Below are 18410 nucleotides of genomic sequence, written 5' to 3'. Positions count from 1 at the left end.
TGATCGTCGGTCGGCGGGCGATGCTCGTCAGCCGGCGGCGTCGAGCAGGCCGAACCAGCCCGGGAGGGCGAGGGAGACCTGCGGGACGAACACCACGACGAGAAGGCCCACGACGAGCGCGAGGAAGAACGGCAGCAGCGCGCGGATCACCTTCTCGATGGGGACTCCTCCCACCTTGGCCCCGACGAACAGCACGTTGCCCACGGGCGGGGTGATGGTGCCGACGCACAGGTTGAAGGTGATCATCATGCCGAAGTGCAGCGGGTCCACTCCGAGCTCCTGCGCGATCGGCAGGAAGATCGGCGTGAAGATCAGGATCGCCGGGGTGGGGTCCATGAACGTGCCCACGATCAGCAGGATCACCATCATCAGCAGCAGGACGACGGTCTTGGAGGCCGCGAGCCCCAGCAGGGCCGAGGAGATCGTCTGCGGGATCGTCGCGTAGCTCAGCACCCAGCTGAGCGCGGAGGAGACCGCGACCAGGAGCATCACCACGGCCGTCGTGCGCGCCGAGGCCGCGATCACCGTCGGGAGCTTCGCGATCGTCAGCTGACGGTAGGCGAAGCCGAGCACGAGGCAGTAGGCGACCGCGATCACCGCCGACTCGGTGGCGGTGAAGAACCCGGCGAGCAGTCCGCCGATCACGATCACGATCATGAGCACGGCCGGGAGGGCGCGCAGGAGGGTCTTCGCGCCCAGCGCGAAGCCGATCCGCTCTCGCGCACCGCGCAGCTCGGGCCGACGGCGCGCCGCGATCAGCACGACCGCGAGGCAGGCGACGACCCAGACGAGGCCCGGGCCGTAGCCCGCGACGAAGAGCGCCGCGACGGAGGTCGAGGAGACCAGGGAGTACACGATGAGCGTGTTCGAGGGCGGGATCAGCATCCCCGAAGGCGCCGAGGCCACGTTGACCGCGGTCGAGAACGCCGGGTCGTAGCCCTCGCGCCGCTGCCGCGGGCCCATGGTCGTGCCGATCGCCGCGGCGGAGGCCACGGCGGCTCCCGAGACCGAGCCGAAGAGCGCGTTGGCCACCACGTTGGTCTGGGCGAGAGAGCCCGGCAGGCGGCCCACGATGACCTTCGCGGCGTCGATGAGCCGTTCGGCGATGCCCCCGGTGTTCATCAGATTGCCCGCAAGCACGAAGAACGGGATCGCGAGCAGGGTGAAGGAGTTCGCGCCGGTGAAGATGCGCTGAGCCGAGACGAACACGGCGGGCTCGGGCCCGACGACGGCGACCAGCGCGGCGACCGAGGGCAGTCCGATCGCGACGGCGATCGGTGCCCCCAGCAGGATGAGGATGATGATGCCGATCACCAGGATGGTGCCGGCGAGCAGTGCGGGATCCATGTCAGCCCTCCTCGGCCGGTCGTGCGAGGTCGTCGGCGAGCTCCTGGGCCTGCTGCTCCTCGGCGTCCGCGGCCGGGAGGACGTCCCGTCCACGGGCGGCGGCCACGGCGTCGTCGAGCGCGAAGAGCGCGATCAGCAGGCCGGAGACCGGCAGGGCCAGATACATCTGGCCCACGCTCAGCGGGATCCCCGGGATCACCTGGTCCCAGGAGATGAGGACGCCGCGCATGCCTCCCCAGACCAGGGCGAGCAGTGCGAAGACGAGGATGGCGAGCTGCACCAGCACCAGGACGGTGCGCCGTGCGGGGGCCGGCAGCCGGGTGGCCACGACGTCGACCGCGACGTGGCCGCGCTCGCCGAACACCAGGGCGATCGCGAACAGCGAGAGCCACACGAAGAGGTACTGGGCGACGGTGGTCGACCAGGTGCTGGGGTGCTGGAGGACCTGGCGGGAGACCACCTGCCACATCACGACCAGCACCAGGATGCTGAACAGCGCGACGGAGAGGACGGTCAATGCCCTCAGGACCTGTCGGCGCAGCGTGCTCATGAGCTCGCCTCCTTCGTTCCCGCGAGGTCGCGCACCCGCTCGTAGAGGTCCTGGTCATCGGCGGTGGCGAGGAAGGAGACCGCGACGTCCTCGAGGGCGGGCCCGAAGGCATCGGGATCGGGGTCCGTGATCTTCACGCCGTCGTCCTCCATGGTGGTGGTGGCGTCCTCGGTCTGCCGGATCCAGGTCTCGATGAAGGAGTCGCGGGTGCGGCGGAAGCAGTCGGCGAACGCCTCCTGATCCTGCTCCTGCATGCCGTGGATGCGGTCGACGTTGCCGACCACGTAGTCGAGCCCGACCAGGTGGTTGGTGCGGGCGAAGTAGGGCGCGATCTCGTTGTGGCGCTGGGTGACGTAGGAGATCTCGTTGTTCTCCGCGCCGTCGATCACCCCGGACTGCAGGGCCGTGTAGACCTCGCCGTAGGACATCGGCGTGGGGGATCCTCCCATCGCGCGGATCATCGCGAGGAACACGTCGGACTCCTGGACGCGGATCTTCATGCCCGAGAGGTCATCCGGGGACTCGATCGGGCCGCTGCGGGTGTAGAGGTGTCGCGAGCCCTGGGTGAAGCCGCCGAGCACGCGCAGCCGGCGCTCGCCCTCGAGCGAGGAGAAGAGGTCGCCGACGACCGATTGGTCGTCGAGGACGGCCGTCTGGTGCTCGATGTCGTCGAAGACGCCGGGCAGGTTCAGCGGGCGGAAGCGCATCGAGAGGTTCTCGATCTGCGTGCTCGAGACCACCGCCAGATCGACCGATCCGTCGGAGACCAGCTGGACGACCTCCTGCTGGGCACCGAGGGACTCGTTGGGGTAGACCCTCGCTCCCCATCGCCCGTCCGTCGCCTCGACGAGCTCGTCGCCGAAGTCCGTCAGGGCACCGAAGCTCGGGTGGTCCTCCGCCTGGTTCAGCGAGATGGAGAGCACCTTCTCGGCCCGGGTCGCAGCCCCCGACTGCGCGCACGCCCCGAGCGCGAGCGCTCCGAGCCCGGCGGCGGGAGCACCCAGGAGCAGATGTCTTCTCGAGAGCCGCGAGCTGCTCCCTGGTCTCCGGCGCGTCGCGGATCCTGCCCGTGGTGTGTCCACCGAAGTCGACCTCCTCGTCGTCCACGCGGTGCTCAGCACCGCTGTCCTCACAGGCTCTCGCAGGCGGGCGGCCGCACCGACTTCTTGCCGATGCTTGCCGTTGCCCGTCCGCCATGTGTCTTCTTATGTCGAGCATCAGTTGCGCTAATGCCGGCCGACCTCCAGGATGGGGAGGTCCCGACGTCGACCCCCTGGAGCCCGAGTGTCCGCGCCCGTCTCGTCCATCCCCGCGTCGCGCAGCGACCCCGCCGGTCTTCCTGCCCTCGCCGCGCGCCTGACCGCACTGCTCGGCGAGGACGCCGTGATCGCCTCTCCCGATCCCGTCTACAGCGGGGACCGGGCGGTCGTCGCGCCCACCGGCACGAGCTTCCTGCTGGCGCTGCCCCGCGACGTCGACGGAGTGCAGACGGTCCTCCGCCTCGCCCACGAGACCGGCACGCCCGTCGTCCCGCGCGGCGCCGGCTCGGGGCTGTCCGGGGGCGCCACCCCGGTCGACGGCTCGATCGTGCTGGGACTCGAGCACCTCGCGCGCATCCGCGAGATCGACGTGCTCGACGAGGTCGCCGTCGTGGAGGCGGGCGTGATCACCGCGGACCTCTCCGAGGCGCTCGCGCCGCACGGCTTCTTCTACGCACCGGACCCGGCGAGCGCACGGCTCTCCAGCATCGGCGGGAACATCGCGACCAACGCGGGCGGCCTGCACTGCGCGAAGTACGGCGTGACCCGGGAATCCGTCCTCGGCCTCGAGGTGGTCCTCGCCGACGGCACGCTGCTGCGCACCGGCCACCGCTCGATCAAGGGCGTCACCGGGCTCGACCTCACGCAGCTGCTCATCGGCTCCGAGGGCACGCTCGCGATCGTCGTCGCGGCGACCGTGCGGATCCGCCCGCTGCCCGTCGCGCGGCGCACCGTGCTCGCCCGCTTCCCCACCGTCGCCGGCGCCGCGGCCGGGGTGAACGCGATCTCGCGCGGCCCCGTGCGGCCGGCGGCCTGCGAGCTGCTGGATGCGCGCTCCCTCGAGGACATCGACGAGCACACGGGCGCCGGCGTCGCCGCGGGCGAGAGCGCGGTGCTGCTCGTCGAGCTCGACGGCTACGGCATCGCGGAGCAGACCAGCGACCTGATCGCCGCGCTCGGCGGTGAGCACCCCGACGCGTCGGGCGTCGAGATCCGCGTCCTCGAGGACGAGGCCGAGGCCGAGCACTGGTGGGAGCTGCGCCGTTCGGGCCGCGGCTCCGGCGCCGGGCACTTCCGCCTCGGCGAGGACGTCGCGATCCCGAAGTCGCGCCTCGCGGACGCCTTCGCCGTGATCGAGCGGATCGGCCGCGAGCACGGGATCCGCACCTCGGCGGTCGCCCACGCAGGCGACGGGAATCTCCACCCGTCGCTCTCACTCCCCCGCCCCGAGGACAACCCGGACCCCGCGGCGCCGCTGCCGCCCGTGCTCCACGACGCGGCCGACGACCTGGTCCGCGAGGCCCTGGCCCTCGGCGGCACCATCAGCGGCGAGCACGGCATCGGCACCGCCAAGCACTCCTGGCTCGACCTCGAGCTCGCCGACGCGTCCCGCGCGCTCCAGCGCCGCCTCAAGGACGCCTTCGACCCCCAGCACCTGCTCAATCCCGGGAAGGCCCTCTGACCCCGATGGACACTGCGACCACCGCGAACACTGCGAATACGGCGAACACGGCGAGCACGGCGACCGGCGCCGATCCCACTGTGGCGCTCTCCCCCTCCGCACTGCTCTCCGACCTGGGCTCGCGCGAGGACCGCGCGCGGGGCTTCGGGAAGGCCTCCTCGCTGCCGGCCGGCTCGATCCCGCTGCTCGGCGGCGCCCCGAGCGAGGACCTGCTGCCCCTCGCGCAGATCCGCCACGCGGCCGAGGACCTCACCGCCGACTCGTCGGCCCTCGCCGCGGCCCTCCAGTACTCCCAGAGCCCGGGTCTGGCGGGCCTGCGCGACTGGATCGGTCGGCGCGAGGGCGCGGAGCCCGGGCGGATCATCATCACGAACGGCGCCTTCCACGGCCTCTCGCTGCTGTTCGACGCCCTGCTCGACGAGGGCGACGCGGTGATCGTCGAGGACCCCACCTACCCCCTGATCTTCCGCGACCTGCAGCACAAGCGGCCCCGGCTCATCCCGCTGCGGCTCTCGGAGAACGGCTTCGACATCGACGCGCTCGAGGCGCGGCTGGTCGCGGGCGAGCGCCCGAAGCTGCTCTACACGGTGCCCGATCACCACAACCCCACCGGGTACGTCACCGCCCCGGCCGAGCGCGCGCGCCTCGTCGAGCTCGCCGAGCGCTTCGGCTTCGTGATCGTCTCCGACAACGCGTACCACTCGCTCGGCTTCGACGGCCCCTCGCTGCCCGACTACCCGCTGGGCTCGGACCGCGTGGTCCACGTGCGCACCTTCTCCAAGGTGCTCGGGCCCGGCCTGCGGCTGGGCTGGCTCGCACTGCCGTCGTGGCTCGTCGGCCCCGTGACGCGGCTGCGCGCGAACCAGGACCAGCACTCCTCGGTGCTCGTGCAGGCGATCGTCGAGAGGGTCCTCGGGGCCGGCTCGTCCGCGCACCCCGCTCCCGGCGACGGTCCGCTCGCCCCACGCGGCTTCGACGCGATCGCCGCCCGCGCCCGCACCGCCTACGCCGAGCGCTTCGACCTCGTGACCTCGATCCTGGACGAGCAGGTGCCCGGCGGCGTCGAGGTCGTCCACCGCACGGGCGGCATCTTCGCCTGGGTGCGGGTGCACGACGAGCGCATCGATCTCGCCGCCGCCCAGCGCGTGGCCCGCGAGCGGACCGGGACGGACGCCGTGCTGGGCCGGTACTTCTTCTGGGAGGGCGAGGGCCCGGCCGACGATCGCGGCGCGCTGCGCGTCGGGATCAGCCACCTGTCCCCGGAGCGCCTGCGCGGGGGAGCCGAGCGCCTCGCCGCGGCACTGTCTGCCCCGGAGGCCCGAGGGTGACCCGGCCCGTCGACCCCGCCCCCGCGGGCGCCAGCCCCGTCGGCCCCGATGTCACCCGCCGGCGACTGCTGCGCGGGATCGGCGCGGGCGCGCTGGGCCTCGCCGCCCTGCCCCTCGCGGGCTGCGCGCTCGAGGCAGCCCATGCGGCGGACGGCTCCGAGACGCCCGAGGACGAGCTGACCTTCCTCATCTCGAACCTCGACGGCGGACGGGTACCCTCCAAGAGCGCGATCTCGAGCTACGAGGCGAACGTCTGGCAGCAGCTCACCGACAAGCTCGTCCACACGGACGAGAAGGGGACCATCACCCCCTGGATCGCCGAGAGCTGGGACGTCGCGAGCGACTCCACCGAGTTCACGCTGCACCTGAAGGACGGCGTCACCTTCTCCGACGGCACGACCCTGAATGCCGACGCGGTGGTCGCGAACCTCGACGTCTGGGCGAAGGGCCGGCCCGACGCGGGCATCGCGAAGGTGGGCCTGTTCCCCGGCTCGACCTACGACGGGGCCGAGGCGCTCGACGAGCGCACCGTGCACGTGCGCTTCACCGCCCCGTCCCTCTCCTTCCTGCCGACCCTCGGCTACCACGGGTGCCTGCTGCTGAGCCCCGAGTCCGTCGCCCGCTCCCTCGGCGAGCAGTCGGACCTCGCCCACCAGATCGGCAGCGGCCCCTTCGTGCTGGACTCCTGGGCCGCGAGCGACCACGTCACCCTGGTGCGCCGCGAGGACTACGACTGGGCGCCGCCCGTGCTCGGCCGCAGCGGCGCCGCCGCCCTGAGGAAGCTCACCTTCAAGGTGCTCCCGGACGACACCCTGCGCGCCTCCGCCGCCCGCGCCCACCAGAGCGACGTGTCCTACAACGTGAACCCGCAGGTGCTGGACTCCTTCACGGAGGCCGGCTTCACGATCGAGGTGCCGCGCTATCTCGGCTTCACCCACGGCTTCCGGGTGCGCACGAACGTGGCGCCCTTCGACGACGTGCGCGTGCGCCGCGCGATCTCCCGCGGCATCGATCGCGACGAGATCCTGCGCACCGTGTTCACGAAGGACTGGGAGAGCGCGACGAGCTGGCTGCAGTCGAGCGTCCCCGAGGCGGAGGACCACTCCGACCTCTTCCCCTACGACCCGGACTCGGCCGCGCAGCTGCTCGACGACGCCGGATGGACCGGGCGCTCCGACGACGCCTACCGCACGAAGGACGGCACCGAGCTCGGGTTCACCCTCTACCCGACCCCGTACCTCACCGGCTCCGTGCCCGAGGCCGAGCTGATCTCCCAGCAGCTGGGGCGTCTGGGCATCCGCGTCGCGACCCAGAAGATCGACGTCGCTGGCTACTCCGGGAAGGTCGAGGACAATCCCGACCAGGGCCTCGCCGAGGTCACCCGCAGCTTCGTGGACGCGGGCACCGTGGCGGGCGTGATCACGGCCGACGGCGAGGACTGGTTCGCCCTCGAGGACTCCGACGAGCGCCTCGTGGATCTCGCCGGCCAGGTGGCCGGCACCGCCGACCGCACGGAGCGCGCCGGGGTGATCGACGAGCTCTCGCAGCACGTCCTCGAGCAGGCCTACTTCATCCCGCTCGAGCAGAACGTCCAGCGCATCTACGTCCAGACCCCCGAGCTCTCCGGCATCACGGTCAACGCCGTCGCCATCCCCTCGTACCACGCGGCGACGAAGACGGGAGCGGGCTCATGACCGCCCTCAAGCGCATCGCCCAGGCCGTCCTCGTCATCGCCCTGGCCTATGTGCTCGTGTTCCTGGTGCTCGCCGCGATCCCCGGGGACCCGGTGAGCGCGCAGCTCGAGAACCCGCAGGCCGGCTACTCCGAGGCCGAGAAGGCGCAGATCCGCTCGTTCTACGGCCTCGACAAGCCCGTGCTCGTGCAGCTGCTCCTCTCGATCGGCAACGCCCTGCGCGGCGACCTCGGGATCTCGCTCGCGACCTCGGCGCCGGTGTCGACGACGATCGCGGAGGCGATCCCCTCGACACTCACCCTCGCCGCGACCGCCATGGTGTTCGCGCTGCTGATCGCCCTGGTCCTGGGCTTCGCCTCGCAGAGCCTGGGCGAGAGCCGCCTGGGCGGCCTCGTGCGCTCGCTGCCCACGGTGTTCCTGTCCACCCCGAACTTCCTCATCGGCCTGGTGCTGATCCAGGTGTTCGCTGTGCAGCTCGGGGCCTTCTCCATCATCGATCCCGAGACCGCCGGCTCCACGGCCTTCGCGGCCCTGACCCTCGCGATCCCCGTGTCCGCGCAGATCGCGCAGGTCTTCATCACCGCCCTGGACACGACCTCCGCGCTCGACCACACGGAGGTCGCGGTCTCCCGCGGGCTCGCCCCGGTGCGGGTCTTCGCCCGCCATCTGCTGCGGCCCTCCCTGCTGCCCACGGTCACCGTGTGCGGGCTCGTGGTCGGCGAGCTGCTGGGCGGCTCGCTGATCACCGAGACGATCTTCGGGCGCGCCGGCATCGGCACCGTCGTCCAGAAGGCCGTGACCAGCCAGGACGTGCCCGTGCTGCAGGCCGCCGTGGTGCTCTCCGCGGCCGTGTTCGTGGGCGTGAACCTCGTCATCGACCTCGTGCTGCCGCTGCTGGATCCGCGGCTGCGCGCACCTCGGGAGGCGTCATGACCGCAGCGGCCCTCACCACCGGCGATCCCTCGGGCTCGCCCGAGCACGCGCCCGCCGGCGCCCCTGCGCAGGCAGGATCCCGGATCCGCAGCCTCCGTCGCCTGCCCCCGACCGTGTGGCTGTCCCTCGCGGTGCTCCTCCTCGTGCTCGCGTTCTCCCTCGTGCCGGGCCTGTTCACGAGCGCGGACCCGGCCGTCGGCGTGCCCGACCGGAAGTTCACCCCTCCCGGCGGGCAGCACCTGCTGGGCACCGACCATCTGGGCCGGGACCTCCTCTCGCGCATCATCCACGGCTCGGCCTCCTCGATGACCAGCGCCCTGATCGCGGTCGCGATCGGCGTGCTCGTGGGCGGGGCGATCGGCCTCGTCTCCGGGTACGCGGGCGGCTGGGCCGACGCGGTCCTGGGCCGCCTGGTCGACGTGCTGCTGGCGATCCCGAGCTTCCTGCTCGCCGTCGTCGTGGTCACGGCCCTCGGGTACGACACCCGCAACGCCGCGATCGCGACCGGCGTCTCCGCGGTGGCGGTGTTCGCCCGACTCATGCGCGCCGAGGTGCTGCGCGTGCGCACGAGCGTGTTCATCGAGGCCGCCCGCCTGAACGGCGGCTCCGGCGCGTACATCCTGATCCGCCACGTGCTGCCGAACGCGGTGCGCCCGGTGCTCTCCCTCGCCGTCCTCCAGTTCGGCCTTGCGATCCTCACCATCGCGGGCCTCGCGTTCCTGGGCTACGGCGATCCGCCGCCGGCCTCCGACTGGGGCCTGCTGGTGGCCGACGGCCGCGAGCACCTCCTGCACGCGCCCTGGCTGGTGATCGCGCCCGGTCTCGTGATCGCGATCGTCGTGCTCTCCGTGAGCCGTCTCAGCCGCTTCATCGACACCGAGAGGAACCGATGACCACCACCGACACGGACACCGGCACCGACACCTGCCCCGACGCAGGGGCCGCCGGCGAGCGAGACACCGAGGGCGGCGCCGCTCCCCTGCTGACCGTCGAGCACCTGCCCGTGGCCTACGGCGAGCGCGCCGCGGCCCGCGAGGTCGTCCGCGACGTGTCCTTCTCCGTCCCCGCGGGCTCGACCCTCGCCCTCATCGGCGAGTCCGGCTCGGGCAAGTCGACGATCGCCCGCGCCGTGCTGCGCCTGCTCGAGCGCCGCGGCGCCCGCGTCGAGGGCAGCGTCCGCCTGCGCGGACGGGAGATCTCCCGTCTTCCGGAGCGCGCGCTTCGTCCCCTGCGCGGACGCGTGCTGGGCTTCGTCCCACAGGATCCGGGCAGCGCCCTGAACCCCGTGCGCACCATCGGCTCCCAGGCCCTCGAGGCCGCGGCGCTCGTGCCGGACGCCCGCAGCCGGGCCGCACGCGAGGCTCTCGTGCGCGAGGGGCTCGAGCGAGCGGGCCTCACGGATCCCGAGCGGATCGCCGCCTCCTACCCGCACCAGCTCTCCGGCGGACAGCTGCAGCGCGTGCTCATCGCGCTGGCGATCATCCCGGGCCCCGCCCTGCTCGTGGCCGACGAGCCCACGAGCGCCCTCGACGTCACGGTCCAGAAGCAGATCCTGGACCTGCTGACGTCCCTGCAGGACGAGCTCGGCATCGGCCTGCTGCTGATCACCCACGACCTCGCCCTCGCGGCCGAGCGCTCCCAGCAGGTCGTCGTCCTCTCGCACGGCAGCATCCAGGAGGCGGGTCCCACCGCGGAGGTCTTCGCCCGCCCGCGCTCGGAGTACACCCGGCGGCTGCAGGCCGACGTGCCGGGTCTGCATCCCGATCGCTTCGCCCCGCTGCGCGCCGAGCGTGACCTCGCAGGGACCGACGGGGGCGGGGGCTCGGAGACGGCTGCGGGCACCGCACCCCGGGTCTCCGCCCGCGGGATCTCCCGGACCTTCCGCAGCTCCGCCGGACGGGGCTCCGGAGGCGCCTTCCGGCTGCTGGGCCGCGCGCGCGGAGCCTCCCGGGGCACCGCGGACCACGGCGTCCGGGCGCTCGCGGACGTCTCCTTCACGATCCCTCGCGGCACCACGCACGCGCTCGTGGGCGAGTCCGGCTCGGGGAAGACCACCGCCGCCCGGGCCCTGCTCGGGCTCGAGCGCCTGGACGCGGGTGTCTTCGAGGTCGACGGCCGGGCCGTGGACCCCTCGGACCCCCGCGCCCTGCGCGCCCTGCGCCGCGACCTGCAGCTGGTCCACCAGAACCCCTTCACGTCACTGGACCCCCGCTTCACCGTCGAGCGCATCGTGCGCGAGCCGCTCCACCTCTACCGCGTGGGCGATGCCGCCGAGCGCGAGGAGCGCGTGCGCTGGGCGCTCGCGGCGGTGCGGCTCGATGCCGAGCTGCTGGGACGTCGTCCGACGGCGCTCTCCGGCGGCCAGCGCCAGCGCGTCGCGATCGCGCGCGCCCTGGTGCTGCGGCCCGAGGTGCTCGTGCTCGACGAGCCGACGAGCGCCCTGGACGTCACCGTGCAGGCCGGGATCCTCGAGGTGCTCGTGCGCCTGCAGAGGGACCTGGGACTGACCTACCTGTTCATCTCCCACGACCTGGGCGTGGTGCGGCAGGTCGCCGACACCCTCACCGTGCTGCGCCGCGGCGAGGTCGTCGAGGAGGGCGAGACCGCGCGCGTCTTCGCCGCCCCGCAGCACGAGTACACCGAGCGTCTGCTCGCCTCGATCCCCGCGCACGACGCGCGGGCGACGGGGGCGACGCGGGCCGCTGGCGAGATCCTGGAGGCCACCGCATGACCGACACCCGCACCACCCCGACCGGCTCCGCCGGGCAATCCGGTTCCGCTCCGGCATCCGGATCCGCTGGGGCGGCCGACTCCGCATGGGAGGCGGCCCCGACGATCTCCTGGGAGGAGGTCTCCTGGGAGGATCCGCGGGCAGCGGGCCTGCGCGACGCGATGGACGCCGAGGTCGGCCCGCGCTACGTGCCGATCCGCGGCGCCGTGGCCCCTCCGGGACGGCCCACGGGCGATGACGTGGAGACCGTGGTGCTCGCGCTCGTGGACGGCGAGGCCGCGGCGACCGGCACCCTGCGCCGCCTCCCCGACCGCCTCGAGGTCAAGCGCCTGTTCGTCGGCCCCGCCTTCCGCCGCCTGGGCCTCGCCCGCGCGATCCTCGCCCGCCTCGAGAACGCCGCTCGCGCCCGCGGCGCGCGCGAGCTGTTCCTGCAGACCGGCAACCGCCAGCCCGACGCGATCGCGCTGTACGAGCGGGAGGGCTGGGAGCACGTGGAGGTCTTCGCCCCCTACGATCCGGCCGACGGCATCAGCGTGTGCTTCCGCAAGGAGCTGGCCGCGCCGGCCGCGGGCTGAGCGCCAGGGCCCGTCCGGCCGGTGCATCCGCCGGCCGGTCGACACCCGGCCGCCCCGCCGGCCGACGGCTCAGCCGCGCGGCCGGCTGCTCAGCCCAGCAGCGCGGCGACGGCGGCATCGGAGTCCGCGAGCGCCGCGCGGTCGAAGGTCGCCCCGGAGGCCAGGATCTCGTCGGCCCCCGTGGTCTCCACGAGGCGCTCGAGACGAGGACGCAGCGACGACGCGCTGCCCGCCCACGCGCCCTCGAGCCCCTGTTCGAGCCGATCGCGCTCGCGCGCCGCGAGCGCGCGCTCCCGGATGCTCGCGGGGCTCTCGAGCGGCGGGAAGGCACCGGTCTCGCGCGAGCGGACCATCGCCCAGATCTCGGGCAGGACGAGCTCGCATGCCTCGGCGTCGGTGTCGGCGACCAGCAGGTCCATCGACAGCATCACGTGGGGGACGCTGCCCGCATGCGAGCGGAACTCCCGGCGATAGGCGGCGATCCGCTCCCCGAGGTCCTCGGCGAGCAGCACGGGGCCTCCGACCACGACAGCGAGGCCCAGACGGGCCGCGGTGCGCAGTCCGGAGCCGGTGGCGAGCAGGTGGATCGGCGGCGGGGTCCCTCCGGCCGGGCGGGCAGTGACCGGCGCCTCGCCCTCGAGGTGCTCGCGCACGCGGGCGACCTCCTCGGCGAACTCGTCGGCGGTGATCCGGGTGCGGCCGAGGGCCTCGCGCACGGGCGCCGTGAAGCCGAGCGAGCGGCCGAGCCCGAGGTCCACGCGAGAGGGTGCGAGCGCCTCGAGCATGAGGAACTGCTCGGCGACGACGAGCGGCCGGTGGTTGGGGAGCATCACCCCGCCGGAGCCGAGCCGGATCCGCTGGGTGCGCTGGCCGATCGCCGCGAGCAGCACCGGCGGGGAGCCGCTCGCGATGCCCGGCACACCGTGGTGCTCGGCCACCCAGAAGCGGTGGTAGCCCAGGGACTCCGCCGCGACGGCCCGCTCCACGCTGTCGCGCAGGGCGGCGGCCTCGGGTCGCCCCTCGCGCGTGCGGGAGCGGTCGAGCAGGGAGAACCTCAGCCCCTGCCAACGCGCGAGGTGCCCGAGACCTTCCCGGCGGGTGCAGATCGGCGCTCCCCACGCCTCTCGCGAGCCGCCCCGCGACTCTCCGGCGCCGCTCCGGCGCCGCTCGTCGGCCCGTCCCCGCCCGGCGATGAACCCGGATGAACCGGACGCCGGGCAGGCCGTGTCCGACGGCCGGGCGCCTGCGATACTTCCCGTGTGAACTCGCTCGTCCTGCAATCCGATTTCGGACTCGACGACGGCGCCGTCAGCGCGATGCAGGGCGTCGCCGTCGGCGTCGATCCCGATCTGCGCATCCACGACCTGACCCACAACATCCCTCCCTACGACATCTGGGAGGGCTCGTACCGTCTCGCCCAGGTGGTCTCGTACTGGCCGCAGGGCACGGTGTTCGTCTCCGTCGTCGACCCCGGCGTCGGCTCGGACCGGCTCTCGGTGGTCGCGCGCACCGCCACGGGCCACCTCGTCGTCACACCGGACAACGGCACGCTCACGCACCTGCACGCGATCTTCGGCGTCACCGCCCTGCGCCAGATCGACGAGACCGTGAACCGCCGTGCCGGCTCCGAGGAGTCGTACACCTTCCACGGCCGTGACATCTACGCCCTCACGGGCGCGCGCCTGGCCTCCGGTGCGATCGCCTTCGAGGACGTCGGCCCCGAGGTCCCGCTCGAGCGCATGGTCGCCCTGCCCCTGCTCGAGCCCGCGCTGCGCGAGGGCACCGTCCACGGATCCATCGACGTCCTCGACGTGCGGTACGGGTCCCTGTGGACCTCGATCCCGCGCACGCTGTTCGCGCAGCTCGGGGTCCGCCACGGCGAGCGGGTCCAGCTGCGCGTCCGGCATCAGGGGCGCGTGGTCCACTCCGCGCAGATGACTATGCCCCGAGCTTCGCCGCGGTCGAGCTCGGCGAGTCCCTCATCTACGTGAACTCGCTGGACCGGATGGCGGTCGCGATCAATCGGGGCTCCTACGCCCGCGCCTTCGACCTGGGCACGGGGTCGTCCTGGAAGGTCTCCCTCGAGCCCGTCCGCCCCGCACCCTCCGTCGGGCCGTCCGCCGATCCGGCGGACGCCCCCGTCCCCGCCCCGTCCGAGCATCGGAGTCGTCCATGAGCACTCGCATCTCCCCTGTCACCCGCGTCGTCGCCGTCGGCATCGGTGCGGCCCTCACGTTCGTGCTGGGCAGATTCCTGGCGATCCCGAGCCCGATCCCGAACTCGGCGATCGACTTCCGCTTCGCCCTGCTCGCCGTCTTCGCCGTGCTCTACGGGCCGGTCGTGGGCATGCTCGCGGGCCTCATCGGACACGTTCTCGTGGACATCACGGGATACGGGGTATGGCCCTCCTGGGAGACAGCCTCGGCAGTGTTCGGACTGGTCGTCGGCCTGGTGATGCTGCACAACCACGTGCGCGAGGGCGAGTTCTCACCCAGGACGACCGTGCGCTTCGTACTCGCTGTGCTCCTCGCGAACGCCCTCTCTTGGCTGATATGGGCGCCGGTCGGGGATGTGCTCTTCATGGGCGAACCGGCGTCGAAGGTCTTCACCCAAGCCGGGTTCACGTTCGTCGTGAACACGGTGACCGCCGCAATCCTGGGCGGGATCATCCTCAGGATCTACGCTCGCTCGCGCACTCGCACCGGCTCACTGACGCTCGAGAAGTGAGCGTCCAGAGCTCACGGGGCGACCGAAGACGCGCAATCGGCGACGTCCCAGGGAGGGCAGAGCCCAACGGCATCGACGGAGCCGATCGGCCCAGCTCAGCAGGCGCGAACGTCCCCGTCCGCCTCCGCGACTTCTCCTTCCGCTACCGCGCCTAGTCCGAGCCCACGCTGCGCGGCATCGACCTCACCGTGCGCCGCGGCGAGAAGGTCGCCGTCGTCGGCCCCTCGGGCTGCGGGAAGTCGACGCTGCTCGCGGCGCTGAACGGCCTCGTCCCCCATGTCCACGCGGGCGAGGCGAGCGGGAGCATCGAGGTGTTCGGCGCCGACCCCGCCGCCGCCCCGATCATCGGGACCTCCCGGCGCGTGGGCACCGTGCTGCAGGATTCCTCCGGCCAGTTCGTGGGACTGACCGTCGCCGAGGACGTGGCCTTCAGCCTCGAGAACCAGCAGGTCCCGCACGCGCAGATGCCCGCCCGCGTGGCCGAGGCGGCGCGCGCAGCCGGCATCGCCGACCACCTCGACGCCTCCCCGCAGCAGCTCTCCGGCGGGCAGAAGCAGCGGGTCGCGATCGCCGGGGTGCTCGTGGACGACGTCGAGATGCTGCTGTTCGACGAGCCGCTCGCCATGCTCGACCCCGCGGCCGGCCGCGCCGCCGTCGAGCTCATCGATGAGCTGCACCGCGAGCAGGGCCGCACCGTCATCATCGTCGAGCATCGGCTCGAGGACCTCCTGCATCGCCCGCTCGATCGGATCGTGCTCATGGACGAGGGACGCATCGTCGCGGATCTGCCGCCCGACGCGCTGCTCGCCTCCCCGCTCCTGCGCGAGCACGGCATCCGCCCTCCCCTGCACGTCGAGGCGCTGCGCCTCGCCGGCGTCCCGGTCACGGCCGACCAGCATCCGGCGGACCTCGAGCGCATGGACCTCACCCCTGCCCAGGCCGAGGCCGTCCGCACGTGGGTCGACGAGTCGTCGCCGTCCTCTGCCCATCCCGACCGTGACAGCGACAGCGACAGCGAAAGCGCGGACGCTGCCACTTCGTCGGCCCTGGACCTCGAGCGCGTCGGCGCGATCCTGCGCCGCCCGGGCGATGCCGACGATGTTCGCGCGCTGCGGGACGTCACGGCCCGGATCGGCCGCGGCGAGATGCTCGGCCTCGTCGGCTCCAACGGTGCCGGCAAATCGACGCTCGCGCGTGTGATCAGCGGCTTCGAGAAGGCCGCCGAGGGCGTCGTGCGGATCGGCGGGTCCGACGCGGCCTCCTGGCCCCTGGCCGAGCACGGCGCCCACGTGGGCTTCGTCCTCCAGGAGCCCGGCCAGATGCTCTCCCAGCCGCTGCTCGAGGAGGAACTCCGCCTCGGCCTGCGAGCACGCGGCCTCGACGCCGAGGAGATCGAGCGGCGCACAGCGCGGGTGCTCGAGGTGACGGACCTGCGGCCGATGCACTCGTGGCCGATCTCCGCGCTCAGCCACGGCCAGAAGAAGCGTCTGAGCATCGCGTGCGTGCTCGCGCTCGAGCCGGAGCTCCTGATCCTCGACGAGCCGACGGCCGGGCAGGACTTCGCGCACTACAGCGAGTTCATGGACTTCCTCGCCCGGATCCACGCCCGGGGCACCACGATCCTGCTGATCACCCACGACATGCACCTCGCCCTCGAGTACACCGACCGGGTGCTCGTGATCTCGGGCGGCCAGCTGCTCGCCGATGCGGACCCCGCCGCCGTGCTCACCGATGAGGAGCTCGCCGCCCGCGCCGACCTCGTGGTCACGGGTCTGTTCACCCTCGCCCGGCGCTGCGGCATCGCGGATCCGATCGCGCTCGTCCACCGCTTCGTCGCCGCCGATCGCGCCGAGCGGGCTGCGCGAGGCGAGCGGGCCGACCGAGCCGAGCAGGCCGAGCGTGCTGAGCGGGCCGAGCGGACCGAGGAGCTGGACCGATGACCGCTCCCCTGCTGGGCTACGTCGAGCGCCCCGGGCTCCTGCACACCCTCACGGGCACCGCGAAGCTCGTGCTCACGATCGCGATGGTGCTCGCGGCGATGATCAGCTTCGACGTGCGCTTCCTGGCTGCCCTCGGCGTGCTGTCGCTGATCGGGTGGGCGCTCTCCCGCGTGCGCCTGCGGGACCTCGCGACGGTGCTCTGGATCATCCTCACCTTCATGGTGCTCAACAACCTGCTGATCTTCGTGTTCGCCCCCGGCTACGGCAGCGAGCTGCTGGGCGCCCGGCACGTCCTCCTCGACGGTCCCGGACGCTGGGACCTCACGCAGGAGCAGCTGTTCTACCAGCTCGCCGTCACCCTCAAGTACTTCGCGATGCTGCCGGCGGTGCTGCTGTTCGTCGCGACCACGCGCCCGCCCGAGTTCGCCTCGTCCCTCGCCCGCATCGGCGTCCCGTACAAGGTGGCCTTCGCCGTCTCCCTCGCCCTGCGCTTCATCCCCGACATCCAGCGCGAGATGCGCACGATCTCCCAGGCGCAGCAGGCGCGCGGCCTCGACATCTCGCGGAGGGTGGGGCTCACGACGCGCGTGCGCAACGCGGTCTCCACGCTCATGCCGCTGCTGCTGGGCTCGCTGGACCGGATCGAGACGGTCTCCAGCGCGATGGAGCTGCGCGGCTTCGGCCGCGGACGCCGCCGCACCTGGTACGACGTGAAACCGATGCGCCCGCGCGACGTGGGCACGATGCTCCTCGGCGCGGCGCTCGTGGCCCTCGCGATCCTCCTGGTCGTCGCGAACGGCGGGCGCTACTGGAACCCGTTCGTCGGCTGACCTCAGTCGGAGTCGACAACCAGCTGCGGAAGGCCGGCTGGCCACGGGCCACGGGCCACGGGCCACGGGCCACGGGCCACGATGACCCCTTGAATCCGCCTGCGCTTCTTGTCAGAAATCCTGGTCAACACCGCTTCCCGGGCGTGATGATGCCGGGACCACGCTGGACATCGACGCGCGGCGGCGGGGCGGATGCGATCCCCGCTCATGACGTCCTCAACGGGATGCTCGGACGTCGCCGCGGAGCGACGCCGCGACCACTCGCTGCTACGGTCCACGCCATGGGAATTGCGATGCGGCGTGCAGTGCCCGGCGACGAACAGGCGCTACGGCGCGCGGTCTTTGCGGCGTGGCGCTGGCGCGGATCGTGGGACGAGGCTGCCTATCGGGCCCACGAAGACGCGGGAGATCCCGATTCCTACGTGGATGGCTTCGGGACCCGCGCAGGGGACGCGGGGCTAGTGGCCATCGCCGACTCAAGCGACCTGGAGATCTGCGGGGCGGCCTGGTTCCGGCTCTTCACACGACAGAGCGCAAGGGCGGGCTTCGTCGCGGACACGATCCCAGAGCTGGTGCTGGCCGTCGACGAGCGTGTCCGGGGAGTCGGGATCGGTGGCGGCCTCATCGACCAGTTGCTCGTGCTCGCGCGCGAGCTGGGCTTCCCCGCGCTCAGCCTCCATGCCGACGCCGAGAACTCGGTCGCGACCGCGCTCTACAGATCCCGAGGCTTCGAGGCCGTCCGCACCACGCCGAACGGGAGCGTGATGGTGCGTGCCGATCGGTCCCGCAACTGCGGATGACGCACGCGCGCGGCAGTCTCCTTCCCCACAGCGGACGAAGCGGCGAGGGCACGAAGATGTGAGGCTGGCGAGCCACCGGAGCGCTCTGGTGGCTCGCCAGCCTCACATCTTCGCCCGCGCGCGCCACTGCCCACGGCGCGGGCCCGCACTGCCCCCGCACACAGCAGCGCGGCCGCGTGACCATGCTGGTCACGCGGCCGCACCGTGCGATGAAGCTGTCGCGATCGCTGAGGCG

17 protein-coding genes are annotated in these 18410 nt (G+C 72.6%); 13 read left to right on the top strand and 4 right to left on the bottom strand.

From position 1 onward, the window contains the following. Positions 1 to 27: 27 nt before the first annotated feature. From FHG10_RS01755 to FHG10_RS01745, 3 genes are read right to left on the bottom strand one after another with little or no spacing between them, the layout of a single operon-like run. Entirely contained in the window at positions 28 to 1347 is a 1320-nt protein-coding gene (locus tag FHG10_RS01755; protein WP_152351609.1) for a TRAP transporter large permease, read from the bottom strand. 1 nt (position 1348) lies between these two features. Continuing rightward, positions 1349 to 1897 (bottom strand): TRAP transporter small permease, encoded by a 549-nt coding sequence (locus FHG10_RS01750; protein WP_152351608.1) that lies wholly within the window; start codon positions 1895 to 1897, stop codon positions 1349 to 1351. Continuing rightward, positions 1894 to 2979, bottom strand: coding sequence for a TRAP transporter substrate-binding protein (locus FHG10_RS01745; RefSeq protein WP_152351607.1), 1086 nt, complete (start codon positions 2977 to 2979; stop codon positions 1894 to 1896). Before FHG10_RS01745 ends, FHG10_RS01750 begins: the two co-directional genes overlap by 4 nt. 202 nt (positions 2980 to 3181) lie before the next feature. Between FHG10_RS01745 and FHG10_RS01740 the strand changes: the two genes are divergently transcribed. Genes FHG10_RS01740 through FHG10_RS01710 form a run of 7 tightly spaced genes read left to right on the top strand, consistent with a single transcriptional unit; the run spans position 3182 to position 11878 of the window. Continuing rightward, positions 3182 to 4618 carry an FAD-binding oxidoreductase gene (locus FHG10_RS01740; protein WP_227487971.1) on the top strand — a complete coding sequence of 479 codons (1437 nt, stop codon included), beginning with the start codon at positions 3182 to 3184 and terminating at the stop codon, positions 4616 to 4618. Positions 4619 to 4623: 5 nt separating this feature from the next. Continuing rightward, complete coding sequence (locus FHG10_RS01735) at positions 4624 to 5946, top strand: aminotransferase-like domain-containing protein (RefSeq protein WP_152351605.1); 1323 nt, start codon at positions 4624 to 4626, stop codon at positions 5944 to 5946. Beyond that, positions 5943 to 7640: an ABC transporter substrate-binding protein gene (locus FHG10_RS01730; RefSeq protein WP_152351604.1), complete on the top strand. Its 1698-nt coding sequence runs from the start codon at positions 5943 to 5945 to the stop codon at positions 7638 to 7640. Before FHG10_RS01735 ends, FHG10_RS01730 begins: the two co-directional genes overlap by 4 nt. Beyond that, entirely contained in the window at positions 7637 to 8572 is a 936-nt protein-coding gene (locus FHG10_RS01725; protein WP_152351603.1) for an ABC transporter permease, read from the top strand. Before FHG10_RS01730 ends, FHG10_RS01725 begins: the two co-directional genes overlap by 4 nt. Next, a complete protein-coding gene (locus FHG10_RS01720) occupies positions 8569 to 9465 on the top strand; it encodes an ABC transporter permease (RefSeq protein ID WP_152351602.1) in 897 nt (298 codons plus the stop codon). The genes FHG10_RS01725 and FHG10_RS01720 overlap by 4 nt, the downstream gene beginning before the upstream one ends. Then, positions 9462 to 11303 (top strand): dipeptide ABC transporter ATP-binding protein, encoded by a 1842-nt coding sequence (locus FHG10_RS01715; protein ID WP_152351601.1) that lies wholly within the window; start codon positions 9462 to 9464, stop codon positions 11301 to 11303. The genes FHG10_RS01720 and FHG10_RS01715 overlap by 4 nt, the downstream gene beginning before the upstream one ends. Then, entirely contained in the window at positions 11300 to 11878 is a 579-nt protein-coding gene (locus FHG10_RS01710; RefSeq protein WP_152351600.1) for a GNAT family N-acetyltransferase, read from the top strand. The genes FHG10_RS01715 and FHG10_RS01710 overlap by 4 nt, the downstream gene beginning before the upstream one ends. 89 nt (positions 11879 to 11967) lie before the next feature. Here FHG10_RS01710 and FHG10_RS01705 read toward each other — a convergent pair whose 3' ends face one another. After that, a complete protein-coding gene (locus tag FHG10_RS01705) occupies positions 11968 to 12924 on the bottom strand; it encodes an MsnO8 family LLM class oxidoreductase (protein WP_319803196.1) in 957 nt (318 codons plus the stop codon). Between the two features lie 213 nt (positions 12925 to 13137). Between FHG10_RS01705 and FHG10_RS01700 the strand changes: the two genes are divergently transcribed. From FHG10_RS01700 to FHG10_RS01680, 6 genes are all read left to right on the top strand, one after another. Further along, positions 13138 to 13869, top strand: coding sequence for an SAM hydrolase/SAM-dependent halogenase family protein (locus tag FHG10_RS01700; protein WP_264674017.1), 732 nt, complete (start codon positions 13138 to 13140; stop codon positions 13867 to 13869). After that, positions 13866 to 14054 carry a hypothetical protein gene (locus tag FHG10_RS18365; RefSeq protein WP_264674016.1) on the top strand — a complete coding sequence of 63 codons (189 nt, stop codon included), beginning with the start codon at positions 13866 to 13868 and terminating at the stop codon, positions 14052 to 14054. The genes FHG10_RS01700 and FHG10_RS18365 overlap by 4 nt, the downstream gene beginning before the upstream one ends. Continuing rightward, positions 14051 to 14605, top strand: coding sequence for an ECF-type riboflavin transporter substrate-binding protein (locus FHG10_RS01695; protein ID WP_152351599.1), 555 nt, complete (start codon positions 14051 to 14053; stop codon positions 14603 to 14605). Before FHG10_RS18365 ends, FHG10_RS01695 begins: the two co-directional genes overlap by 4 nt. A gap of 188 nt (positions 14606 to 14793) precedes the next feature. Next, complete coding sequence (locus FHG10_RS01690) at positions 14794 to 16545, top strand: ABC transporter ATP-binding protein (protein ID WP_406565145.1); 1752 nt, start codon at positions 14794 to 14796, stop codon at positions 16543 to 16545. Next, on the top strand, positions 16542 to 17375 hold the full coding sequence (locus FHG10_RS01685; protein WP_152351598.1) for an energy-coupling factor transporter transmembrane component T family protein: 834 nt from the start codon (positions 16542 to 16544) through the stop codon (positions 17373 to 17375). The genes FHG10_RS01690 and FHG10_RS01685 overlap by 4 nt, the downstream gene beginning before the upstream one ends. A gap of 281 nt (positions 17376 to 17656) precedes the next feature. After that, complete coding sequence (locus FHG10_RS01680) at positions 17657 to 18175, top strand: GNAT family N-acetyltransferase (RefSeq protein ID WP_193636158.1); 519 nt, start codon at positions 17657 to 17659, stop codon at positions 18173 to 18175. Positions 18176 to 18410: the final 235 nt, after the last annotated feature.

The sequence above is a fragment of the Brachybacterium subflavum genome (genome assembly GCF_009299795.1).
Taxonomy (GTDB): Bacteria; Actinomycetota; Actinomycetes; order Actinomycetales; family Dermabacteraceae; genus Brachybacterium; species Brachybacterium subflavum.
This window is presented reverse-complemented; position numbering and strand designations above follow the sequence as displayed.

Bases quoted from the DNA above. Each gene is read 5' to 3' on its own strand.
- FHG10_RS01755 (WP_152351609.1), bottom strand. From the start codon at position 1,347: ATGGATCCCGCACTGCTCGCCGGCACCATCCTGGTGATCGGCATCATC.
- FHG10_RS01750 (WP_152351608.1), bottom strand. From the start codon at position 1,897: ATGAGCACGCTGCGCCGACAGGTCCTGAGGGCATTGACCGTCCTCTCC.
- FHG10_RS01735 (WP_152351605.1), top strand. From the start codon at position 4,624: ATGGACACTGCGACCACCGCGAACACTGCGAATACGGCGAACACGGCG.
- FHG10_RS01725 (WP_152351603.1), top strand. From the start codon at position 7,637: ATGACCGCCCTCAAGCGCATCGCCCAGGCCGTCCTCGTCATCGCCCTG.
- FHG10_RS01720 (WP_152351602.1), top strand. From the start codon at position 8,569: ATGACCGCAGCGGCCCTCACCACCGGCGATCCCTCGGGCTCGCCCGAG.
- FHG10_RS01715 (WP_152351601.1), top strand. From the start codon at position 9,462: ATGACCACCACCGACACGGACACCGGCACCGACACCTGCCCCGACGCA.
- FHG10_RS01710 (WP_152351600.1), top strand. From the start codon at position 11,300: ATGACCGACACCCGCACCACCCCGACCGGCTCCGCCGGGCAATCCGGT.
- FHG10_RS01695 (WP_152351599.1), top strand. From the start codon at position 14,051: ATGAGCACTCGCATCTCCCCTGTCACCCGCGTCGTCGCCGTCGGCATC.
- FHG10_RS01685 (WP_152351598.1), top strand. From the start codon at position 16,542: ATGACCGCTCCCCTGCTGGGCTACGTCGAGCGCCCCGGGCTCCTGCAC.
- FHG10_RS01680 (WP_193636158.1), top strand. From the start codon at position 17,657: ATGGGAATTGCGATGCGGCGTGCAGTGCCCGGCGACGAACAGGCGCTA.